Genomic DNA, 20,158 nt, shown 5'->3' with positions numbered 1-20,158 from the left:
GCAAGTCGAACAACACCTGACCTTAGGGCTTGAGCGGCTCGCCCACACACGAGGCGACGTCACGCAGGTCCACGCAGGCAGTCTTGGGCAACGCTGCATATTTCGCCTGAACGGCGGCCAGGCAGCTCGCTGCTGTACGCGAGCGTTCGCGGAGTTGATTCAGGCCCTGGGCGTCGGCAGTTTCCTTGTCGATCAACGCCAATCCCGGACGGTAGTACTGATCCAGGCTTCGACCTGCGTCTTGCGCGAAGTAGGCGTTTGTCAGCGGACAGGCATCCTTTCCCTTCGACGACGCCAGCGTCTGGTTGGCCGCAAGAACAGCTCGCCAGTAGGCGTCGCCAGCCATCAGGTAGGCGTGCGAAGTCGCGTGGTTGGGATACGAGTTCATGTAGGCCTTCAGCGCCTTGTCGAATCGACCTTCTTGATAGGCGCGGTCACCCTCGCGGTTGAGCGCAGCCGCGGCCTTCCGATCTTCTTCGGCCGCGGCGTTGGGTCCTCCGGCGCATGCCAGAGGAAGTGCAAGCAGCGAGGCGAGGATGGGGGCGAGCGCGGACCGCGAGAGTGCCTTCGTACTCATCGTTCACGCTCCGGCTTGCCCTTGACGGTCAACAGAGCGACCCCGCGTCCGTCGGCGGTGCGATGGCTGAGCAGCGTTTCGTGAATCGCCGGCCAACGCGCGAAGTCCATGACCGTCACGCACCCATCGGAGACATTGCCGATGTGGACGTAGCGGCTGTTGTTGCCGAACAGGATGGGGAACCACACCTGATCGAACGTCAGTTGGGGTTCCACTCGCCGGTAGAAGCGGGTCATGTTCGCATCGTGCGGGACGTCCTGCGCCAGTCAGGCTGACGATAGAGAAGCCGCTTTGGGAAACTAACGCGAGCATGACGAAGGAGTTCAGGCCAGCGTCGACGAAGGAAGCGCAAATGCAAGCAGCGGTTGAAGCGATAGTCGGGCTGGGGCCACTCCCTGCCTCTGCCGTGGCGGAAGTGCCGACGTTGGAGATGTTCGAGCGACTATTGCAGCAGGTCAGCAGGCCCGTATCCGACACGGAGGCCACGGTACTCTGCGGACTCTTTGGTCCTGATGACTGCTTTGGCCTGGCTTGGTCGCTGCTGCATCTGATCGAAACTGCCCCTGGCTGGCCGATGGAGACTGCACTGGCGCTGGTCGTGAGCCCCTGGCAAGTCACTCTGCGGCAAAGGCTGTGAAGGCAAGCCAGGAATCGCCGTACTGGCCGATGAACCAGGTTTTGCAGACCTTCCATGGAGCAGCGAGGGCGAGCAAGCGACCAGACGGCCTGCCGCCTTCACGTCAGAAGGCCTTACCCGTGATGTCGTGCCGGTAGACGCATGCCGAGAGGCTTCCGGCTGGGGCATTCACTGTCTCCGCGCCGTGCACTGCGGTGCGGGGCGCCCGCCGCCCAAAGCAGGCTTTCGCGCATTGTGGGCGGCTGCTCTCGCGCCTAGAGTGCCTGCACGGCGCCAACGCCGCCTCGAAAAGCCACTCCGGAGAAGCCATTCATGAGGAAGCTGTCCGCACTCGCGTGCTGTGCGCTGCTGGTCGCCGTGCCGGGTCTTGCCCTGGCCAACCCCGGCGCTCGCGCAGAAGAAGAACTGCATGGCCTGCCACGCCGTCGACAAGCGGCTCGTCGGGCCCTCGTTCAAGGACGTCGCCGCGAAGTACGCGAAGCAGGACGGCGCCGCCGCGGAGCTCGCCTCGCGCATCGTCAAGGGCAGCTCGGGCCGCTGGGGTCCCGTGCCCATGCCCGCCAATCCGCAGCTGAGCGCGGAGGACGCGCAGGTGCTCTCGACCTGGATCCTGGAGCAGGGAGGCAAGCCATGACCGAATTGAACGTCAACAACCGCCAGCTGCGCGCCGACGTCGACGGCGACACGCCGCTGCTGTGGGGTGCTGCGCGAAGAGCTGCAGCTCACCGGCACCGAGTACGGCTGCGGCGTCGCGCAGTGCGGCGCCTGCACAGTGCACATGGACGGCGTGGCGATGCGCTCCTGCGTGGTGCCGGTCAGCGCGCTGCCAGCCACCGCGAAGATCGTGACCATCGAAGGGCTGGGGCAGACGCGGCTCAAGGTCGTGCAGGAAGCCTGGGCCGAACTGGACGTCGCGCAGTGCGGCTACTGCCAGCCCGGGATGATCATGGCCGCCGCCGCCCTGATCGCCCAGACGCCCGATCCCAGCGATGAAGACATCCGCACGGGCATCACCAACATCTGCCGCTGCGGGACCTATCCGCGGGTGCTGGCCGCGACCAAGCTGGCCGCCCAACGCCTGCGCGGCGCGGGAGCCCAGCGATGAGCGCCGCAACCACCAACGCCGCCGCGACGGGCGCGACGCGACGCCATTTCCTGAAAGCGACCGGCCTCGCGGCGGGTGGCCTCGCTCTTGAGTTCACGCTGCCCGTGACCGGCGCGATGGCGCAAGCGCAGACGCCGGCTCAGGCACCGTCGTCGGGCGCGGCGCCGGCGGGCGAAGTGACGGCCTGGCTGCTGATTCATCCCGATGAGTCCGTCGTCATCCGCATCGCGCGGGCGGAGATGGGGCAGGGCACCTTGACCGGGCTCGCGCAGCTCGTGGCCGAGGAGCTCGAATGCAACTGGGCCAACGTCCGCTTCGAGCTGGTGAAGCCAGGCGCCAACCGGGCGCGTGCCCGCATCTGGCGCGACATGGGCACGGGCGGCTCGCGCGGCATCCGGGGCTCGCAGGACTACGTGCGCAAGGCCGGCGCGGCCGCGCGCTCGATGCTGGTCAGCGCGGCCGCCCAGCAGTGGGCCGTGCCCGTCGCCGAATGCACCGTGGACAGCGGCACCATCCGCCATGCGGCCTCCAAGCGCCAGACCACCTTCGGCGCCGTCGCCGCAGCGGCGAACAAGCTGCCGATCCCCGAGGACGTCGTCCTCAAGGATCCGTCGCAGTGGCGCATCGCCGGCAAGCCGCTGAAGCGTCTGGACACCGCCGACAAGCTCAACGGCTCCCTGGTCTACGGCATGGACCTGCGCCTGCCCGGCATGATCGTCGCGCTGCCCAAGGCCTGTCCGGTCCACGGCGGCACGCTGGTGAGCTTCGACAAGCAGGCCGTGGCCAAGATGCCGGGCGTGCGCGATGTCATCAAGGTCGACGACGCGACCGTCGCCGTGCTGGCCGACCGCTTCTGGCAGGCCAAGCGCGCGCTCGACGCCTTGCCGATCGTCTGGGACAAGGGACCTCATGCGAAGGTCGACAGCGCCTCGATCGCCGCGCTGATCAGCGAGGGACTGCAAGGCGACACGCCGTTCGTCGGCAACCGCCAGGGCGATGCGAAGAGCCAGCTGCAGGGCGCCTCGCGCGTGATCGAGGCCGACTACGGCACGCCGTTCCAGAACCACGCGCCGATGGAGCCGCTGTCCGCCACGGTGCAGTGGACGCCGCAGCGCTGCGACGTCTGGGCGCCGACGCAGGTGGCCGAAGCGGCGCTCGCGACGGTGGCCGACGCCGCGGGGCTCGACGTCACCGCCTGCGAGGTCCACCCCATGCGCATCGGCGGCAGCTTCGGACGACGCCTCGCCACCGACTATCTGGCGATGGCCGTGCGCATCGCCAAACAGCGCCCGGGCGTGCCGGTGAAGATGATGTGGACGCGCGAGGAGGACATGCTCCAGGGCCGCTTCCATCCGGTGACGCAGTGCCGACTGCGCGCGACGCTCGATGGGCAGGGCCGCATCGCCGCGCTGCACATGCGCATCGCCGGCCAGTCCATCACGTCCTTCGTCAACCCGAAGGCGATCACCGCCAACGGCGATGCGACCGTGTTCCAGGGACTGCTCGCGGATTCGCCTGAAGGTCACTTCGGCTACGAGGTGCCGCACCTGCTGATCGACCACGCGATGCGCAATCCGCATGTGCGTCCCGGCTACTGGCGCGGCGTGAACACCAACCAGAACGCGATCTACAGCGAGTGCTTCATCGACGAGCTCGCGCACGCCGCCGGCAAGGATCCCTTCGAGTTCCGCAAGCAGCACATGGCCAAGCGGCCCAAGCACCTGGCGGTGCTGCAGGCCGTGGCCGATCGCGCCGGTTGGAGCAAGCCCGCGCCCAAGGGCGTGTTCCGCGGCATCGCGCAGTACATGGGCTTCGGCAGCTACACGGCCGCGGTCGCGGAGGTGTCCGTCAAGGACGGGCAACTCAAGGTGCTCCGCATCGTCGCGGCCACCGACCCCGGCCATGTCGTCAATCCGCAGCAGGTGGAAGCGCAGGTGGCGGGTTCGTTCGTGTACGGGCTGGGCGCGGCGCTCTTCGGCGGCAACACCGTGAAGGACGGCGCCATCGCGGAGACCAACTTCGACACCTACGGCGTCATGCGTCTGTACGACATGCCGGCGGTGGAGGTGATCGTCATGCCCTCGGGCGGCTTCTGGGGCGGCGTCGGTGAGCCCACGATCGCGGTGGCCGCGCCGGCCGTGCTCAACGCGGTGTTCGCGGCCACCGGCAAGCGGATCCGGCAGTTGCCGTTGAAGGACACGGATCTGTCGAAGGCGTGAGCTCGGCGATCGGCGTGAGACCGGACGGACACCACGGCTATTGACCGATCGGTCCAATACGCCGTAGGATCCGTCCCATGCCACGCGAACGCCGCTTTTCCGAAGCCGAAGTCCTGGAGCGTCTGACCGACGTCTTCGCGACGCACGGCTATGCAAGCACGAGCCTGGCGCTCCTGCAGGAAGCGACCGGCCTGGGCAAGCAGAGCCTGTACAACACCTTCGGCGACAAGCAGGCCATGTACCTGCAGGCCATCGACTGCGCGGTGCAACGCGCCGCGCATACCGTCGCCGCGGTGCAGGCTGCGGAGACCGGCCGCTTGGCGATCGACGTGTACTTCGAGGCGATGGTCGCCAGCTGCAGCAGCCCCAACCCCGTCGATAAGCATTGCATCGTCACCAGCGGCCTGCTGGAAGGCCTGTCCGATGCACCGTTGGCGTGGGCGCTGACGAGCCGTTGGCAGGCCACGCACGAGATGCTGCGCGCAGCTGTCGAGCGCGGTCAGCGGGATGGCTCGATCGCCAGCAGGACACCGTCGGCGGAGCTCGCCGAACTGATGATTGCGCTGACCAGCGGGTTGCGCGTGGCCGCACAGGCGGGCCGCAGCCGCGAACAGATGGAGCGCTCCGTGGCGCTCGCGACGGCGGTGCTCGACAGGGCGTGATCCGCCGCTGAACACCGCCCCTCCACCCCGATTTCCCACCGGCCGCGTGAGCGGCCTTTCTTTCCCCCTATTTTGACCGATCGGTCTATTTGGAGCACATCATGAGCAAGTCCCTTGCAGGAAAAATCGCCCTGGTCACCGGCGCCTCGCGCGGCATCGGCGCCGCCATCGCGCAGCGTCTCGCCGCCGACGGCGCGGAGGTCGTGCTGCACTACGGCAGCGGCCGCGATGAAGTGGAAACGCTGGCAGCGTCGGTGCGCGCTGCCGGCGGCAAGGCCCATGTGGTCCAGGCGGACCTGTCGGCCGTCGACGGCGGCCAGCAACTGGTCGAGCGCGTAACGGCGCTGAAGCTGCCGCGCGTCGACATCCTCGTCAACAACGCCGGCATCGCCGTGTTCGCCGGCTTGGCCGACACCAGCGTCGAGGACTTCGAGCGCCTCGTCAGCGTCAACATGCGCAGCCTGTTCCACGTCACGAAGGGCGTGGTGCCGGTGATGCCCGACGGCGGCCGCGTCATCAACATCGGCACGGCGGCGACGCGCATCGCGTTCCCGGGCATCACGGCCTACTCCGCGAGCAAGGGCTTTGTGGACGCGTTGACGCTGCAACTGGCGGCTGAGCTGGGCCCGCGCAACATCACGGTCAACGTCGTGGCGCCCGGCGCCATCGACACCCGCATGAGCGCCTGGATCAACGAGCCGGGCGGCAAGGAAACGCTGGCGCAGGTGCAGGCGCTGCCGGGCGTCGGCAAGCCGGAATTCGTGGCCGGCGTGGTCGCCTTCCTGGCGGGGCCGGACGGTGCCTGGACCACCGGGCAGATCGTCGACGCGAGCGGCGGCACGAAGCTGTAAGCCAGGCGGTGTGGGGCGAGGCGGACCGGAGCGGGGCGAGGCACGAAGACGGCGCCTCGTCGAGCCCCGTGCCGCGCGCTGCGAGTTCGCGAGTCCGCGAATCTGCGATCGTGATTCAATCGCGATCCGATTGCCGCGAGCGAGACAGCGATGACGCCCTCTGAGATCCAAGCCCTGAAGAAGCGCTGCACCCGGTGGGTGTCAGGTTTTGCGCCACGATCGTTCGCCGAGGATCTGGAAGCTGTCGCGGCCTGGGCGCGGGCGAACGACGTCGCTGCCGACGTGTACGGCGACGGTGGCGCAGTCACACTGCTGGAGCAGCGCGTCGCCGGTCTGTTGGGAAAGCCGGCCGCCGTCTTCATGCCCAGCGGCGTCATGGCGCAGCTGATCGCCTTGCGCCTCCACGCGGACGACAAGCGTCTGCCGCGCTTCGGCATGCACGCGACCTGCCATCTGGCAACGGAAGAGGAACAGGCCTATTCCCATGTGATGGGGCTGCATGCGGCGTTCCTCGGGCAGTCCCACCGCACGCTCAACAGGAGCGATCTGGAACGGCCCGCGGAGGCCTTGGCCGCCGTGGTGCTCGAACTCCCGGCGCGCGTGATCGGCGGGCAGTCCCCACATGGGAGGAACTGGTCGCGATCAAGGCCTGGGGGATGGAGACGGACACAAGACTCCACCTCGATGGCGCGCGCCTGTGGGAGGCGGCCGCGTGGTACGGGAAGGACTACGCCGATATCGTCGCCGGCTTCGACACCGTCTATGTCTCGACCTACAAGGGACTCGGCGGATTCTCGGGCGCGCTGCTCGCGGGTGAGGAACGCGTCATGGCCCAGGCGCGCCTGTGGCGGCGACGCATGGGCGGAACGATCTATCAACTGGCGCCGCTCGCGGCATCGGCGGCCTGCCGTCTGGACGAGCGCCTGGCGCTGATGCCTCGCCTGTTCGAGCGCACGGTGCAGGTGGTCCAGGCGCTGAGCCAGGTCGACGGCCTCCGGATCAATCCCACCGCGCCGCACGCGAACATGTTCCATGTCCACATGGACGGCGAGGTGCAACGTCTCGTGGAGGCGCGCAACGCGATCGCCGAGAACGACGGCCTCTGGCTGTTCAATGCCGCGCGCGAAACGGGTTCTCCGGGTCGGGCAGTGACGGAGATCTATGTCGGCGACAACCTGCTCGCCTTGGGCGACGAGGTCGTCGCTGCAGCGTTCAAGCGATTGATCGATCTCGCGGGTCGGGCCTGAGCTCGCTCACCCGGCGCGTCGGTAGACGGCGCCGGACCGCGTAGCAACGCGGTCTCCGCCGGAGGAGTTCGCCGCGTTGACGACCCGGTAGCACGCCCCGTCACGATGCTTCCGGCGATGGCGAAGAAGCGGAGCTCCGCTTCGATCGGCATCAGCGGGGCCTTTTCGCCCCCTTCGTCGCCGCCTTCGTCGCCGTCTTCTGCCCCGTCTTCTTCCCCTTCTTCGCGGGAGCGTCCGGCGCCTTCTTCATCGCCTTTGCGGACTTCGGCGACGCTTGTCCCGACTCGCGCAGCGCCGACTCCAGCGCGCGGAGTCCCGCCGCTGCCGGTGGGGTGTCGGACGCCGCGATTTCACCGGTCGTCCAGGTCTGGGCCAAGGCCGTCAAGGTGGCGTTGCATGTCGCCGCGGCGAGCTTCTTGTAACCCTGTGCTGTCAGGTGGATCTCGTTCGCCCAGTCATTGCTGACGCCGGTCGTGCCCGGCGCCGCCGGGGTGCTGCCGCCGCGCGTGTCCAGCACGAGGAAACCGCCGATGCGTGCCTTCACCTGATGCTCGAGGAAGTCGTGGAACCAGTCCACCAGCACGTGGGCCACGGCGTTCCAGTCGCCCTTCGGAATGCCGGCCATCTCGAACGCCGGCGCCATCCAGGCGTTCGATCCGCCGCCGATCACCGGCGCAAAGCGCGGCGTCATGTAGTCGTAGACATGCGTGATGATGACCATGCCGGCGAAGTTGCCGTCGCGCAGCGCGTCCAGCTTCACGTAGGCCTCCATCAATTCCTCGCAGAGGTTGGTCCAGCCGGACTGCGACAGGTAGCGCGCGACGCCGAGACTCGCGTCCTGCCACTCGTCCTGCCGGCGCAGGATGCGCTGCGAGAGATCGAAGCCGGGGCTGCGACGGATCCAGTCGATCAGATCGTTGCCGCCGCCTGAGATCATCAGCGCGCGCCAGTTGGGCGCGCCTCTCGCCGTCATCGCCTGATTGAACTTCGAAAACTTCTTCGCGTCCGGCAGGTCGCGCAGCAACTGGCCCGGCATGGCGTAGTTGACGATGCCGACGTCCTTGCCGAAGTCCAGGGCGTTGAACAGGCTTCCCGTCAGCCAGGTCGGCAATGAGCCGAAAGAGCCCCACGAGTCGCCGTGCGCGATCACCGGGACGAACTGGTTGAAATCGGTCCGCCCTTGTCTCAGGTCCTCGTTCGAGTACATCTTCGTCGTCATCGCGTGTCTCCTCGGCCCGGATCGGACCGTGGACGAGTATGGAAACGCGCTTGTCATGCGTCATCCCACATGGAGGGGACGCGCTCGGACACTCCCGTGCCCGCTTCTGCCGTGCGGTGTCCGCCCCGATCGATACCCATCCGTTCAGGGGAGGGCGGGCCGGAATGCCCGTTCGTATCCCCAGGTTGAAGGCGGAGCCTGCTTCCCATCTGGCATGCGATATGCAAGATAGACGGCATGCATGCCTTCCGACTCCTCTCGATCCGGGTCCGCGCGCTGCTCGCCGCGGCGGCGTTGCTGGGTGCCGGCGCCGCCTCGGCCCAGACCGCCATCGTCATCGGCGGTGCGCTGCGCATGGACAACGACGCTGTCTGGCAGCGCATCGTCCAGGAGGCCGGCGGCCCCGGCAAGGCGCACTTCGCCGTGCTCGCCACCGCCGCGGCCAATCCGGAGCTCTCCGCCAAGCTCATCATCGACGTGCTCAGGAAACACGGCGCGCAGGCGGAGCACATCCCCGTGGCGCCGCGACTCGAAGGCGCCGACCTGCAGAAGAACCTCAACGACCCCGAGCTGATCGCGAAGGTCCGCGCTTCCAATGCCGTCTTCTTTTCGGGCGGCGCGCAGGGCTTCATCGTCGACACGCTGCAGCCTGACGGGCGGCGCACGGCGATGCTCGATGCCATCTGGGATGTCTATCGGCGCGGCGGTGTCGTCGCGGGCACCAGCGCCGGCGCGGCCATCATGAGCCGCGTGATGTTCCGCGATGCGCTCAACGTCATGGAGGTCATGCGCGGCACGCTGCGCGAGGGCCATGAGATCGACCAGGGCCTCGGCTTCGTCGGCAGCGAGCTGTTCGTCGACCAGCATTTCCTCAAGCGCGGGCGCATCGGCCGCATGCTGCCGCTGATGATGGCCAAGGGCTACCGCTTCGGGCTCGGCGTCGAGGAGAACAGCGCCGCCGTCGTGCATGGCGATCGCATCGATGTCATCGGTGGACGGGGCGCGCTGTTCGTCGACCTGCGCGATGCGCGCAGCGATCCGTCGCTGGGCATGTTCAACGTGCGCGGCGCGCGGCTCAGCTACCTCGACAACGGCGACCGCCACGACCTGCGCTCCGGCGTCACGATGCCGGCGCCCAGAAAGACCGCCGCCGGATCCCCCGTGCCGGTCCGTGCCTCGATGCAGGGAGGGGCTGCTTCCTCACGCGGGCCGGTGGACAGCTTCCAGCCGGACATCCTGGGCGACAACCGCATCGTCCAGGCGATGACTGAACTGCTGAGTTCGCCTGCGGCCGAGGTGCGCGCGATGGCGGCGCGCATCCGTCCCGACGCCACCGGCGATCGCGACCGCACCGGCTTTGTCTTCCGGCTCTATCGCGGTGCGGACACGCAGGGATGGATCGACACCGATGGCGACGCGAAGGACGTCACGCTGCTCGATGTGCGGCTCGACATCCGCCCGGTGCGCTTGCCCGATCCTGGTGCGGGTCCCACGACGAACGCGGTCCCGGCCGCAACGATGATCGCGCCCGCCGGCATGCGCTGACCAGCGCCAACCAAGGCCCGAAGTCAGCGAGTGATGGTGGGGCCGGAATGGTGCTTGGGGGTCCTGGAGGGATCCCCATGCACCGTGGAGAGCCCGCGCCTGGCAGCGCGGACGCCGGCATCCTCACGCGTCCAACGCCTCGGCGATGAACTGCTTGGACACCTTGGGCTTCGGCACCCTGACGCTGAACCAGCGTCGCACGTCCTGCTCCACGCCGATGCCGTGCATGAAGTTGTAGAGCGCCTTCTTGAGTGCTTCCCCCATGGCATCGTGGTCCGTGCCGGTGGGGTCGACGAAGCCGACGTCGTTCTTCGCGAACGGCGACGGCGGCAGCGGCAGCAGTTCGACGCCGAAGGCTTTCGGGTCCTGTCCCACCGGGGAGTGCACCGTGCAGGCGAAGCGGTGGAAGAAGCCGCTCTGGATGCAGCCGTTCTCGAAGAGCTGGCGCACGTACTCGAGCGCATCGACGGTGTCCTGCACCGTCTGCGTCGGGAAGCCGTACATCAGGTAGGCGTGCACGAGGATGCCGGATTCGGTGAACGCGCGCGTCACGCGCGCCACCTGCTCGACGGACACGCCTTTCTGCATCAGCTTCAACAGACGATCCGACGCGACCTCCAGCCCGCCGCTGATCGCGATGCAGCCGCTGTCGGCGAGCAACTGGCAAAGCTCGGGGGTGAAGGTCTTCTCGAAGCGCACGTTGCCCCACCAGCTGATGGACACGCCGCGATCGATCAGCTCCTGCGCCAGCGCCTTCAGCACCTTGGGCGGTGCCGCCTCGTCGACGAAGTGGAAGCCGGTCTGGCCCGTCTCCGCGACGATCGCCTCGATGCGGTCCACCAGCGTCTTCGCCGAGGCTGCCTCGTAGCGCGAGATGTAGTCCAGCGTGATGTCGCAGAAGCTGCACTTCTTCCAATAGCAGCCGTGCGCGATGGTCAGCTTGTTCCAGCGGCCGTCGCTCCACAGCCGGTTCATCGGGTTCAGCATGTCCAGCAGCGACAGGTAGTCGTGCAACGGCAGGCCGTCCCAGGTCGGCGTGCCGACGTCCTCGAAGGGGACGTCCGGCTCGACGAAGTTGATGTAGCGGACCTGGCCGCCTCGCGGGCCTCCGGCGCGCTCCGCGTCCTCGCCGTCGTCCTCGCGGATGAAGCATCGCACCAGCCGCTGCCGGCTGCGCTTGCCGGCGATGTGATCGAGCAGCGCCAGCAGCGGGCGCTCGCCCGCGTCCAGCGACACGAAGTCCACGTAGTCGAAGAGGCGCGGCTCGGTCAGCTCGCGCAACTCGGTGTTGACGAAGCCGCCGCCGAACAGGATCTTGATGTGGGGCCGCTCGCGCTTGATCGTCTGCCCGATGCGCAGCGCCGCGTAGACGGCGCCGGGGAAGGGCGCCGAGAGCAGCACCACGTCGGGCTGTTCCGCATCGATCGCGGCGAGCGTCAGCTCGCGCAGCAGGTCGTCGACAAGGTTGGGCGGCGCGCTCAGCGCGTCGTGCAGCGGATCGAAGGTCGGCTGGCTGGTCGCCAGCTGCTCGGCGTAACGGACGAACTCGAAACGCGGATCGACCGATTCGCGCAGCACGTCGGCGAGGTCGTTCAGGTACAGCGTCGCCAGGTGCCGCGCGCGGTCCTGCAGTCCCAGCGCGCCGAAGGCCCAGGCCAGCGGATCCTCGCCGTCATCGGCGACATAGACCTCCAGCGTCTGGAATCGCGCGCCTTCGGGCAGGAAGGTCCGCGTGTTGATGCGGTGCGCCAGCGTCGGGTCGCGCCCCTGCAGGAACGCGATCGCCGGCGCGATCGTGGCGAAGTAGCGGTCGAAGGATTCGTCGAAATGGCGCGACGCGATGCCGCGGTCCGGCAGCGGGATCGCCTGCACGGCGGCCCGCACGCGTGCCAGGCCGTCGCGGGAGAACAGCTTGAGCACCAGCGCCAGCGCCAGATCGCGCTGCGCCGCCTGGAAGCCGCGCGAGCGCAGGAAACCCGTCAGGTACGCGGTGGACGGGTAGGGCGTGTTGAGCTGCGTCATCGGGGGGATGAGCGAGAGCACGCGCGGGGAGGGCGCAAGGGCGGGCGTCGGGGCGGACGCGGCGGTGGGCGCGGGGGCGGACATGTCGGAACTGTAGGAGCAAAAAAACAAACCCGGCAGAAGCCGGGTTTGTTCGGTACCGCCCGGATCGCTGAAGCGACCCTGGCGATCGGCGTGCGCCAGAAGTGGATTACTTCTTGGCGGCCTTCTTGGCGGGCTTGGCGGCAGCCTTGGCCGGCTTGGCGGCAGCCTTGCGAGCGGCAGCCTTCGGGTCCACGGCGGCCTTGAAGCCGGCGCCCGGGGTGAACTTCGGCAGCTTGGCGGCGGCGATCTTGATCTTGTCGCCGGTGCTGGGGTTCACGCCGGTGCGGGCGGCACGGGCGTGTTGCTTGAAGGCGCCAAAGCCCGGGATGGAGACAGCGCCACCCTTCTTCACCGTGGACACCACCGCGTCCAGCAGCGTTTCCAGGATGCGGCCAGCTTCGGCCTTGGTCAGTTCGTGCTTGGAAGCCAGGTGTTCGATCAGTTCAGTCTTGTTCATTCGTTTGACTCTGCGGTTAAGGCCCGGCTTCACGCCGGACGGCGCGTATTGTGCGTGAGAAATCACGCGCGCATCCCCGGGTTGCCCCGCAAATCATCGATGAAATCGCCTATCCGGGGTCACGTCTTGCTCGATTGCCGTATCCATCGGTGCTTCTGAGGATCTTGTGAGCGCTTGCAACGAGGTTTCCATCCTGTTGCCAAGGGGGCATTCCAGGTGAATTCTCCCAGGCTTCAGGCCTTGCCCGGCAATACGTCACGCAAGGAATCTCATGACACGAGCAGGCGATGGACAAGGTCCGGCGTGCTCGCCGCGCCGTATTTCTTCATCAAGCGTGCGCGGTACACATCGACCGTGCGCGGGCTGACGCCGAGCTTGCGGCCGATCAGCTTGCTGGTGAGGCCTTCGATCAGCAGGGCGGCGATCTCGCGCTCGCGCGGCGTGAGGTCGGCCTTGAGCTGGCGTGTCGCGGACAGGTCCTCGAAACTCCAGATGCCGCTCGCATGCGGCTGCGACGGGTCCAGCGCGCGGCCCGACACGTGGCACCAGAACAGCTCGCCCGCGCGCGAGCCGCCGACGCGCTTCATCACGCGCTCGTCGGCGTAATAGCCGGCGGCATCGAGGCTCGCGACGATGCGCTCGCCGGTGCGCTCGAATTCGACGGGGCTCGGATACAGCAGCGCGAAGCTGTGGCCGATCAGCTGCTCGCGCTGCGCGCCGAAGATCTCCAGCACCAGCCGGTTGCAGTCCTTGATCAGGCGGTTCTCGGAAATCACCAGCCCGATCGGGGCCTGGTCGAACGCGGTGCGGTAGTCGAGGCTCATGGGAAGCAGGTCGGAACGGGCCGCAACAGTCACAACAGCGCGTAGGTCGTCGTCGACTGCACGGCCAGCCGGCCTTGCTCGTCGAGCAGGTCGATCTGCCCGAACGCCAGGTTCCTGCCGCGGCGCAGCAGGCGCGCCTCGATCGTGCAGCGGGCGCCGGAGACCGGGCGGATGAAGGTCGATTGCAGCTGGACGGTCGTCATCGGGCGGAACTCGCCCAGCTCGCGCATCATCAGCAACACCATCGCCGTGTCGGCCGCGGCCATCGACGCCTGCCCGCACATCACGCCGCCGACGTGGACCAGCTCGGGCGCGACCGGCATCGTCAATCGCAGCAGCCCATCTTCCGCATGGACGGGCTCCAGGCCGAGTGCGACGATCCAGGGCGCGAAGATCTTCGGGATCTGCGCGCGCAGCGCGTCCAGGGACAGGGCGTCCGGGGCAGGGTCATCGGGCTTCCTTCGGGGACTCGGTGGCGGGATGGCTGCGCGGGGAGGCAGCGGCGGATGCTTAATCAATTCTACGTAGCGCTTACCTAATGCCTTACGTAGTAGATTGCTCGACCAGTTCTGGACCAGTTCTGAAACCCGTGGATCAACGGCAAGCAGGAGACATCGGATGAACAAGCTTTTCCCCAATGCCAAGGCGGCGTTGGACGGCATCGTGGCGGACGGCCAGTTGCTGGCCGTCGGCGGCTTCGGCCTGTGCGGCATTCCGGAGGCGCTGATCGCGGCGCTGCGGGACAGCGGCACCAAGGGTCTGACCGTCATCAGCAACAACGCGGGCGTGGACGGCTTCGGCCTGGGCCAGCTGCTCGAGACGCGGCAGATCAGGAAGATGATCTCCAGCTACGTCGGCGAGAACAAGGAGTTCGAGCGCCAGTACCTGGCGGGCGAGCTCGAACTCGAGTTCACGCCGCAGGGCACGCTGGCCGAGAAGCTGCGTGCCGGCGGCGCGGGCATCCCGGCCTTCTTCACGCGCACCGGCGTCGGCACGCTGGTGGCCGAGGGCAAGGAGATCCGCGAGTTCGACGGCCATCAGTACGTGATGGAGCGCGCGCTCAATCCGGATGTGGCGCTGGTCAAGGCACACATCGCCGACAAGAGCGGCAACCTGATCTTCCGGCGCACGGCGCGCAACTTCAATCCGGCCTGCGCGATGGCCGGCAAGGTCACGGTGGTGGAGGTGGAGCAGGTCGTCGAGGTCGGCGAGCTGGATCCCGACAGCATCCATCTGCCCGGGATCTACGTGCACCGCATCGTGCACAACCCGAATCCTGAGAAGCGCATCGAGAAGCGCACCATCCGCCCCGCGGCTTGAGGAGAGAGACATGCCCTGGACCCAAGACCAGATGGCGGCACGTGCCGCGCAGGAACTGGAAGACGGCTTCTACGTGAATCTCGGCATCGGCATTCCGACGCTGGTGGCGAACTTCGTGCCGGCGGACAAGGAAGTGTGGCTGCAGAGCGAGAACGGCATGCTCGGCATCGGCCCGTTCCCGACGGAGGACGAGGTCGACGCCGACCTCATCAACGCCGGCAAGCAGACGGTGACGACGATGCCTGGCTCGTCCATCTTCGGCAGCCATGACAGCTTCGCGATGATCCGCGGCGGCAAGATCAACCTCAGCATCCTGGGCGCGATGCAGGTCAGCGAGCGTGGCGACCTCGCCAACTGGATGATCCCCGGCAAGATGGTGAAGGGCATGGGCGGCGCGATGGACCTGGTCGCCGGCGTCAAGCGCGTGATCGTGCTGATGGAGCACGTCGCCCGCAAGAAGGACGGCACCGAGGACCTGAAGATCATCCCGACCTGCACCCTGCCGCTGACGGGCGTGGGCGTGGTCAACCGCATCATCACGGACCTGGCCGTGATGGACGTGACCCCGCAGGGCCTGAAGCTGGTCGAGCTTGCCCCCGAAGTGACCCGCGAGTTCGTCCAGAGCAAGACCGGCGTGACGCTGGTCTGAGCAAGACCTGGCCCCCCGTGTGGCAAGACCTGCCACACGCACTCCCCAGGCCCTTGGGCAGCGAGAGCGGGTGGGGCCGGAAGGGTGCTGGGGGTTCCCGGAGGGATGCCCCCTGCACCCTGGAGCGCCCGCGCTTGGCTTCTCGCAGGGGACTGCGCAACGACCTCACCCAGAGGCTGAGGGCTTCAGCACTTCCACCGCCGCTGGCCCTCACCCCTACCCTCTCCCGCAAGCAGGAGAGGGAGTCACGCCACACGTGCCGCGCGCAGGAAAATGGCAGTCCAGGCATCTCATGTGCCACGCGCGGGCGATGTATTTCCAGTTCGTTTCTCGCGCATATCCCACCCCGACAAGTTCGACTCGTGAATAAATCACGCCGCAACAGCCTGTTGCCGCGCCTTTCACAAGTTGTACGAATGACGGTGAATTGAAGTCCGGTCCTCGCCACCATCCCGCATCCGCTGCCTGGAGCCGATGCCGAGATGACTGCCGCCGCCACTACCCACTTTGCACCGCCCGCACTGCCCGACGACGATCGCGTCGTTGAAGACACCACCACCGTCGGCACGACGGCCGCCCTGGCGGCGGCTGCTGCTGCGGCACTGCTCGCGGCCTGCGGCGGCGGCGGTGGGGGCGGCGACAGCACCGCCGGCCCGGACAGCGATCCCCAGACCAACGTTCCCACGACCGAGCCCGAGGCGGCGCGCTTCCTCGGCCAGGCCGGTTTTGCCGCCAGCGCGGCGGACCTGACCAGCGTCAAGACGGTCGGTTTCGCGCGCTGGTTGGACCAGCAGTTCGACGCGCCGCGCACGCAGAGCCACTATGACTGGCTCGTGGCCAAGGGCAAGGGCGCCGAGGCCAACCGCTACAGCCTGGACGGTGTCGACGCGACGCTGTGGCGCAAGCTGATCGGCTCGCCCGACCAGTTGCGCCAGCGCGTGGTGCTGGCCTTGTCGGAGATTTTCGTCGTCTCGATGAACGGCCTGCCGATCGCGTGGCCGCAATTCGCGACCGCCGGCTACGTCGACATGCTGGAAGAGCGTTGCTTCGGCAGCTTCCGCGCGCTGATCGAGGGCGTGACGCTGTCCCCGGCGATGGGCGTCTACCTGGCCATGCGCGGCAACCGCAAGGAAGACGTGAAGAGCGGCCGCCAGCCCGACGAGAACTACGCCCGCGAGGTGATGCAGCTGTTCACCATCGGCCTGAACCAGCTCAATGCCGACGGCACGCCCAAGATGGTCAACGGCAAGACCGTCGACACCTACACGCTGCAGCAGATCACCGATCTGGCGCGTGTGTTCACGGGCTGGGACTTCGACGTCGACTCCTCCGACGTGGACGGGCTCGACTTCAGCTACATGAAGCGCCCGATGCGGCAGAACGCCTCGCGCTTCTCCACCGGCGAGAAGAAGGTGCTGGACGCCGTCATCCCCGCGACGGCCGACGGCGCCGCCGCGATGAAGGTCGCGCTGGACACGCTGACCGCGCATCCCAATGTCGGCCCGTTCATCGGCCGGCAACTGATCCAGCGTCTGGTGGCCTCGAACCCGAGCCCCGCCTACGTGCAGCGCGTCGCCGCGGTCTTCGACAACAACGGCAAGGGCGTGCGCGGCGACATGCGCGCGGTGATCCGCGCGATCCTGCTCGACACCGAGGCCCGCACGCGGTCCACCGCGCCCAGCGCCGGCAAGCTGCGCGAGCCGCTGCAGCGCATGATCCAGTGGGCGCGCACTGTCGGTCTGAGCTCGCCCGGCGACCTCTGGGCCGTCGGCGACACCAGCAACCCGTCGTCGCGCCTGGGGCAGAGCCCGATGCGCAGCGGCTCGGTCTTCAACTTCTTCCGGCCCGGTTATGTGCCGCCCAACTCGCAGCTGGGCACCAACAACGTGACCGCGCCCGAGTTCCAGCTCTGCAACGAGAGCACCGTCGCCGGCTACCTGAACTACATGCAAGGCCTGATCGGCAACGGCGTCAGCGACATGAAGCCCGATTACACCGCCGATCTCGCGCTGGTCGCCGACGTCCCGGCGCTGGTGCGGCGCCAGGCGCAGCTGATGGGCGGCGGCGACATCTCGGAGGCCACGATCACCACGATCGCCACCGCCGTCGCCACGATCAAGGCCGACACCGATACCAACAAGCTGAACCGCGTCAAGGCCTCCTGGCTGATGGTGCTGGCGGCGCCCGAATACCAGGTCCAGAAATAACCAGCCGTGAGCGGAGTGCCGACCATGACCCACCTCTCCAAGCTTCCCTCGCTGCGCCGTCGCGAATTCCTCAAGCGCGCCTCGGCGGTCTCCATCGCCGGCACCGCCGCGCCCTGGGCGCTGCAGCTGGCCGCCATCGGCGAGGCCGCCGCGGCCGCCGCGCCGGGCGACTACAAGGCCATCGTCTGCCTGTTCATGTACGGCGGCAACGACTATGGCAACACGGTGATCCCGTACGACACGGCGAACTACCAGGCCTACGCCAACATCCGCCAGGCGCTGGCGATCCCGCGCGATCAGCTCGCCGCCACGGCGCTGACGCCGTCCCTCGCGCTGCCCGACAGCCGGCAGCTGGCGCTGGCGCCGACGATGAACCGGCTCAAGCCGGTCTTCGACGCGGGCCGGCTCGCGGTGATGCTCAACATCGGCCCGCTGATGCAGCCGACGACGCTCGCCCAGTACAAGGCCGCCAACGTGCCGTTGCCGCCCAAGCTGTTCTCGCACAACGACCAGTCCAGCCTCTGGCAATCGTCGCGGCCCGAAGGCGCGACCTCCGGCTGGGGCGGTCGCGTGGCCGACCAGTTCCTCTCCAGCAACGGCAACGCCACCTTCAGCTGCATCAACGTCTCCGGCAATGCCGTCTTCATGTCGGGCGGCCAGGCGGTGCAGTACCAGATGAGCAGCAGCGGCGCCGTCGCCATCAATGGCGCGAACCGCTCGCTGTTCGGCTCCGCCGCGTGTGCGGAAGCGCTGCGCGGCATGATCACCGGCGAGCGCCAGCACTGGATGGAGCAGGAGCTGAACCGCGTCACCGCGCGCTCGGTCAACGCGCAGGGCACCATCACCACGGCGCTGTCCACCACCACGCTGCAGACGCCGTTCGAGACCAACGGCAACGGCCTGGCGGCCCAGCTGCAGACGGTCGCACGCCTGATCGGCGCCCGCGCCTCGCTGGGCGTGCAGCGGCAGGTGTATTTCGTGTCGATCGGCGGCTTCGACCTGCACGACAACCTGATGTCGCAGCAGCCGGTGCTGCTGGGCAACGTCGGCAGCGCGATGGCGAGTTTCGACGCGGCGCTGGTCGAGCTCGGCGTCGCCCAGAACGTCACGACCTTCACGGCCTCCGACTTCGGTCGCACGCTGAGCTCCAACGGCGACGGTTCCGACCACGGCTGGGGCAGCCACCACCTGGTCATGGGCGGCGCGGTGAAGGGCGGTCGTTTCTACGGCACGGCGCCGACGGTCGCCGTCAACGGACCCGACGACGTCGGCCAGGGCCGGCTGCTGCCGACCACCTCGGTCGACCAACTGGCCGCGACGCTGGCGCTGTGGATGGGCGTGCCCGCGACCGACCTGCCGGGGATCCTTCCGGGGATCGTGAACTTCAACCAGAAAGACCTCGGGCTCTTTGCGGCCTGATTTCGAACATCTCGGCGGCGATCGCCGGGACTGGCCGGTTTGTACGCGCCAATTACATCGGGCGAGGTCGCCGGGACAGGGGATCGAGGACGCGTCGGGACCGCGTCGACGGGATCGGGACGGGACCGGAGGGTCAGGTCGTGAGAAGTCGCACGGGCCGTTCGAGGAAGCCGGAACAAATACCGGTCGATCGCCGGGAGCGCCGATGATCACGGGGGAAACGGGCGACTGTCGAGGTCGAACGGCACGGTAACCGGATGCGTTTCCGGGCCTTTCCGCTGTTGCGGATCGGATGCTGATTTCGGGGGCGGGACTCTCAGAGTCGCGGCCGTCAGCAGTAACGACGCACCCCCACCATGTTCCGTTTCCCCTGGTCTTCCGCAGCCGTCACGGTTGCTGCCGCTGCCCTCAGCGCCTGCGGCGGCGGGGAGGCGGCGGCGATTCGTCCGCAGCCCCGTCCGGCTCCGGGCAGACGCCCGACGGCTCGCCCGCTCCAGCGCCCTCGCCGGCGCCGGGCCCGACGCCTGCGCCGGCACCAGCGCCTGCTCCTGAACCCCCGCCCGCACCCGCGCCGGACCCCGCACCGGCCCCGTCGCCCGCTCCCGCGGCCAGCATCGTCCTGCCGCTGCCCAACGACGTCCAGGCCTCGCGCTTCCTCGCGCAGGCGGGCTTCGCCGCGAGCGAGGCCGACATCGCCACGCTGAAGTCCGTCGGCTACAACAACTGGCTGGACCTGCAGTTCCTCGCGCCGCGCACCGAGTCGCACTGGGACTGGCTCACGCGCAACGGCTACGCGACCGACGCCAGGAAGAACGCCAACTTCGACGGCTTCCCCAACAGCGTGTGGCGCAAGCTCATCGCTTCTCCGGACCAACTGCGGCAGCGCATGGTGCTGGCGCTGTCGGAGATCTTCGTCGTCTCCGCCGTGGGCGCGACGCTGCCGTGGCGCACGATGATGCTGGCCGCCTACGCGGACGTGCTGGAGGACCATGCGTTCGGCACCTTCCGCGGCCTGTTGGAGGCGGTGGCGCTGTCGCCGGCGATGGGCACCTTCCTGGCCATGCGCGGCAGCCGGAACGACGACGGCAGAGGGCCGCCAACCCGACGAGAACTT

General features: G+C 68.0%; 18 protein-coding genes and 3 pseudogenes. 14 read left to right on the top strand and 7 right to left on the bottom strand.

The window, feature by feature from the left end; all coding sequences use genetic code 11:
* Nucleotides 1–22 precede the first annotated feature (22 nt).
* Both ACFJIX_RS29030 and ACFJIX_RS29025 read right to left on the bottom strand, forming a co-directional pair.
* Nucleotides 23–577 (bottom strand): hypothetical protein, encoded by a 555-nt coding sequence (locus tag ACFJIX_RS29030; RefSeq protein WP_377156296.1) that lies wholly within the window; start codon nucleotides 575–577, stop codon nucleotides 23–25.
* On the bottom strand, nucleotides 574–813 hold the full coding sequence (locus ACFJIX_RS29025; RefSeq protein WP_377156295.1) for a hypothetical protein: 240 nt from the start codon (nucleotides 811–813) through the stop codon (nucleotides 574–576). The genes ACFJIX_RS29030 and ACFJIX_RS29025 overlap by 4 nt, the downstream gene beginning before the upstream one ends.
* Before the next feature lie 74 nt (nucleotides 814–887).
* Between ACFJIX_RS29025 and ACFJIX_RS29020 the strand changes: the two genes are divergently transcribed.
* From ACFJIX_RS29020 to ACFJIX_RS28985, 8 genes and pseudogenes are all read left to right on the top strand, one after another.
* The gene (locus ACFJIX_RS29020) at nucleotides 888–1,214 is read left to right on the top strand and encodes a hypothetical protein (RefSeq protein WP_377156294.1); all 327 of its coding nucleotides are present in this window, start codon (nucleotides 888–890) and stop codon (nucleotides 1,212–1,214) included.
* Nucleotides 1,215–1,623: 409 nt separating this feature from the next.
* Nucleotides 1,624–1,848, top strand: coding sequence for a c-type cytochrome (locus ACFJIX_RS29015; protein WP_377162037.1), 225 nt, complete (start codon nucleotides 1,624–1,626; stop codon nucleotides 1,846–1,848).
* Nucleotides 1,845–2,319: pseudogene (locus ACFJIX_RS29010) on the top strand ((2Fe-2S)-binding protein). The gene ACFJIX_RS29015 and the pseudogene ACFJIX_RS29010 overlap by 4 nt, the downstream one beginning before the upstream one ends.
* Nucleotides 2,316–4,538 (top strand): molybdopterin cofactor-binding domain-containing protein, encoded by a 2,223-nt coding sequence (locus ACFJIX_RS29005; RefSeq protein ID WP_377156292.1) that lies wholly within the window; start codon nucleotides 2,316–2,318, stop codon nucleotides 4,536–4,538. The pseudogene ACFJIX_RS29010 and the gene ACFJIX_RS29005 overlap by 4 nt, the downstream one beginning before the upstream one ends.
* Before the next feature lie 77 nt (nucleotides 4,539–4,615).
* Complete coding sequence (locus ACFJIX_RS29000; protein WP_377156290.1) at nucleotides 4,616–5,200, top strand: TetR/AcrR family transcriptional regulator; 585 nt, start codon at nucleotides 4,616–4,618, stop codon at nucleotides 5,198–5,200.
* A 101-nt stretch (nucleotides 5,201–5,301) separates the two neighbouring features.
* Entirely contained in the window at nucleotides 5,302–6,051 is a 750-nt protein-coding gene (locus tag ACFJIX_RS28995) for an SDR family NAD(P)-dependent oxidoreductase (RefSeq protein ID WP_377156288.1), read from the top strand.
* 150 nt (nucleotides 6,052–6,201) lie between these two features.
* Nucleotides 6,202–6,546 (top strand): annotated as a pseudogene (locus ACFJIX_RS28990) (beta-eliminating lyase-related protein); the annotation flags it as partial.
* 161 nt (nucleotides 6,547–6,707) lie between these two features.
* Nucleotides 6,708–7,298: a beta-eliminating lyase-related protein gene (locus tag ACFJIX_RS28985; protein WP_377156286.1), complete on the top strand. Its 591-nt coding sequence runs from the start codon at nucleotides 6,708–6,710 to the stop codon at nucleotides 7,296–7,298.
* A 151-nt stretch (nucleotides 7,299–7,449) separates the two neighbouring features.
* On the opposite strand, the gene ACFJIX_RS28980 is transcribed toward ACFJIX_RS28985, so the two are convergent.
* Nucleotides 7,450–8,517 carry a hypothetical protein gene (locus ACFJIX_RS28980; RefSeq protein ID WP_377156284.1) on the bottom strand — a complete coding sequence of 356 codons (1,068 nt, stop codon included), beginning with the start codon at nucleotides 8,515–8,517 and terminating at the stop codon, nucleotides 7,450–7,452.
* 237 nt (nucleotides 8,518–8,754) lie between these two features.
* Between ACFJIX_RS28980 and ACFJIX_RS28975 the strand changes: the two genes are divergently transcribed.
* Nucleotides 8,755–10,062 carry a cyanophycinase gene (locus ACFJIX_RS28975; RefSeq protein WP_377156282.1) on the top strand — a complete coding sequence of 436 codons (1,308 nt, stop codon included), beginning with the start codon at nucleotides 8,755–8,757 and terminating at the stop codon, nucleotides 10,060–10,062.
* A 123-nt stretch (nucleotides 10,063–10,185) separates the two neighbouring features.
* Here ACFJIX_RS28975 and ACFJIX_RS28970 read toward each other — a convergent pair whose 3' ends face one another.
* The 4 genes from ACFJIX_RS28970 to ACFJIX_RS28955 form a co-directional block, all read right to left on the bottom strand.
* Nucleotides 10,186–12,168: a B12-binding domain-containing radical SAM protein gene (locus ACFJIX_RS28970; protein WP_377156281.1), complete on the bottom strand. Its 1,983-nt coding sequence runs from the start codon at nucleotides 12,166–12,168 to the stop codon at nucleotides 10,186–10,188.
* A 106-nt stretch (nucleotides 12,169–12,274) separates the two neighbouring features.
* A complete protein-coding gene (locus ACFJIX_RS28965) occupies nucleotides 12,275–12,625 on the bottom strand; it encodes an HU family DNA-binding protein (RefSeq protein WP_377156279.1) in 351 nt (116 codons plus the stop codon).
* A 269-nt stretch (nucleotides 12,626–12,894) separates the two neighbouring features.
* Entirely contained in the window at nucleotides 12,895–13,449 is a 555-nt protein-coding gene (locus ACFJIX_RS28960; protein ID WP_377156278.1) for a LuxR C-terminal-related transcriptional regulator, read from the bottom strand.
* A gap of 29 nt (nucleotides 13,450–13,478) precedes the next feature.
* The gene (locus ACFJIX_RS28955; protein ID WP_377156276.1) at nucleotides 13,479–14,111 is read right to left on the bottom strand and encodes a PaaI family thioesterase; all 633 of its coding nucleotides are present in this window, start codon (nucleotides 14,109–14,111) and stop codon (nucleotides 13,479–13,481) included.
* Here ACFJIX_RS28955 and ACFJIX_RS28950 point away from each other — a divergent pair.
* The 5 genes and pseudogenes from ACFJIX_RS28950 to ACFJIX_RS28930 all read left to right on the top strand — a co-directional run.
* Nucleotides 14,068–14,769, top strand: coding sequence for a CoA transferase subunit A (locus tag ACFJIX_RS28950; protein WP_377156275.1), 702 nt, complete (start codon nucleotides 14,068–14,070; stop codon nucleotides 14,767–14,769). The genes ACFJIX_RS28955 and ACFJIX_RS28950 overlap by 44 nt on opposite strands.
* Nucleotides 14,770–14,779: 10 nt before the next feature.
* Complete coding sequence (locus tag ACFJIX_RS28945) at nucleotides 14,780–15,418, top strand: CoA transferase subunit B (protein WP_377156273.1); 639 nt, start codon at nucleotides 14,780–14,782, stop codon at nucleotides 15,416–15,418.
* Nucleotides 15,419–15,900: 482 nt separating this feature from the next.
* Nucleotides 15,901–17,625, top strand: a complete 1,725-nt coding sequence (locus ACFJIX_RS28940; protein WP_377156271.1) for a DUF1800 family protein — start codon at nucleotides 15,901–15,903, stop codon at nucleotides 17,623–17,625.
* Nucleotides 17,626–17,649: 24 nt separating this feature from the next.
* Nucleotides 17,650–19,044 carry a DUF1501 domain-containing protein gene (locus tag ACFJIX_RS28935; protein ID WP_377156270.1) on the top strand — a complete coding sequence of 465 codons (1,395 nt, stop codon included), beginning with the start codon at nucleotides 17,650–17,652 and terminating at the stop codon, nucleotides 19,042–19,044.
* Nucleotides 19,045–19,336: 292 nt separating this feature from the next.
* Nucleotides 19,337–20,065, top strand: a pseudogene (locus ACFJIX_RS28930) (DUF1800 family protein); the annotation flags it as partial.
* Nucleotides 20,066–20,158: the final 93 nt, after the last annotated feature.

It is taken from the genome of Roseateles sp. UC29_93 (assembly GCF_042695725.1).
Classification (GTDB): Bacteria; Pseudomonadota; Gammaproteobacteria; order Burkholderiales; family Burkholderiaceae_C; genus Roseateles; species Roseateles noduli_A.
The sequence above is the reverse complement of the archived record's forward strand: the minus strand, read 5'-3'. Positions and strand labels throughout refer to the sequence as shown.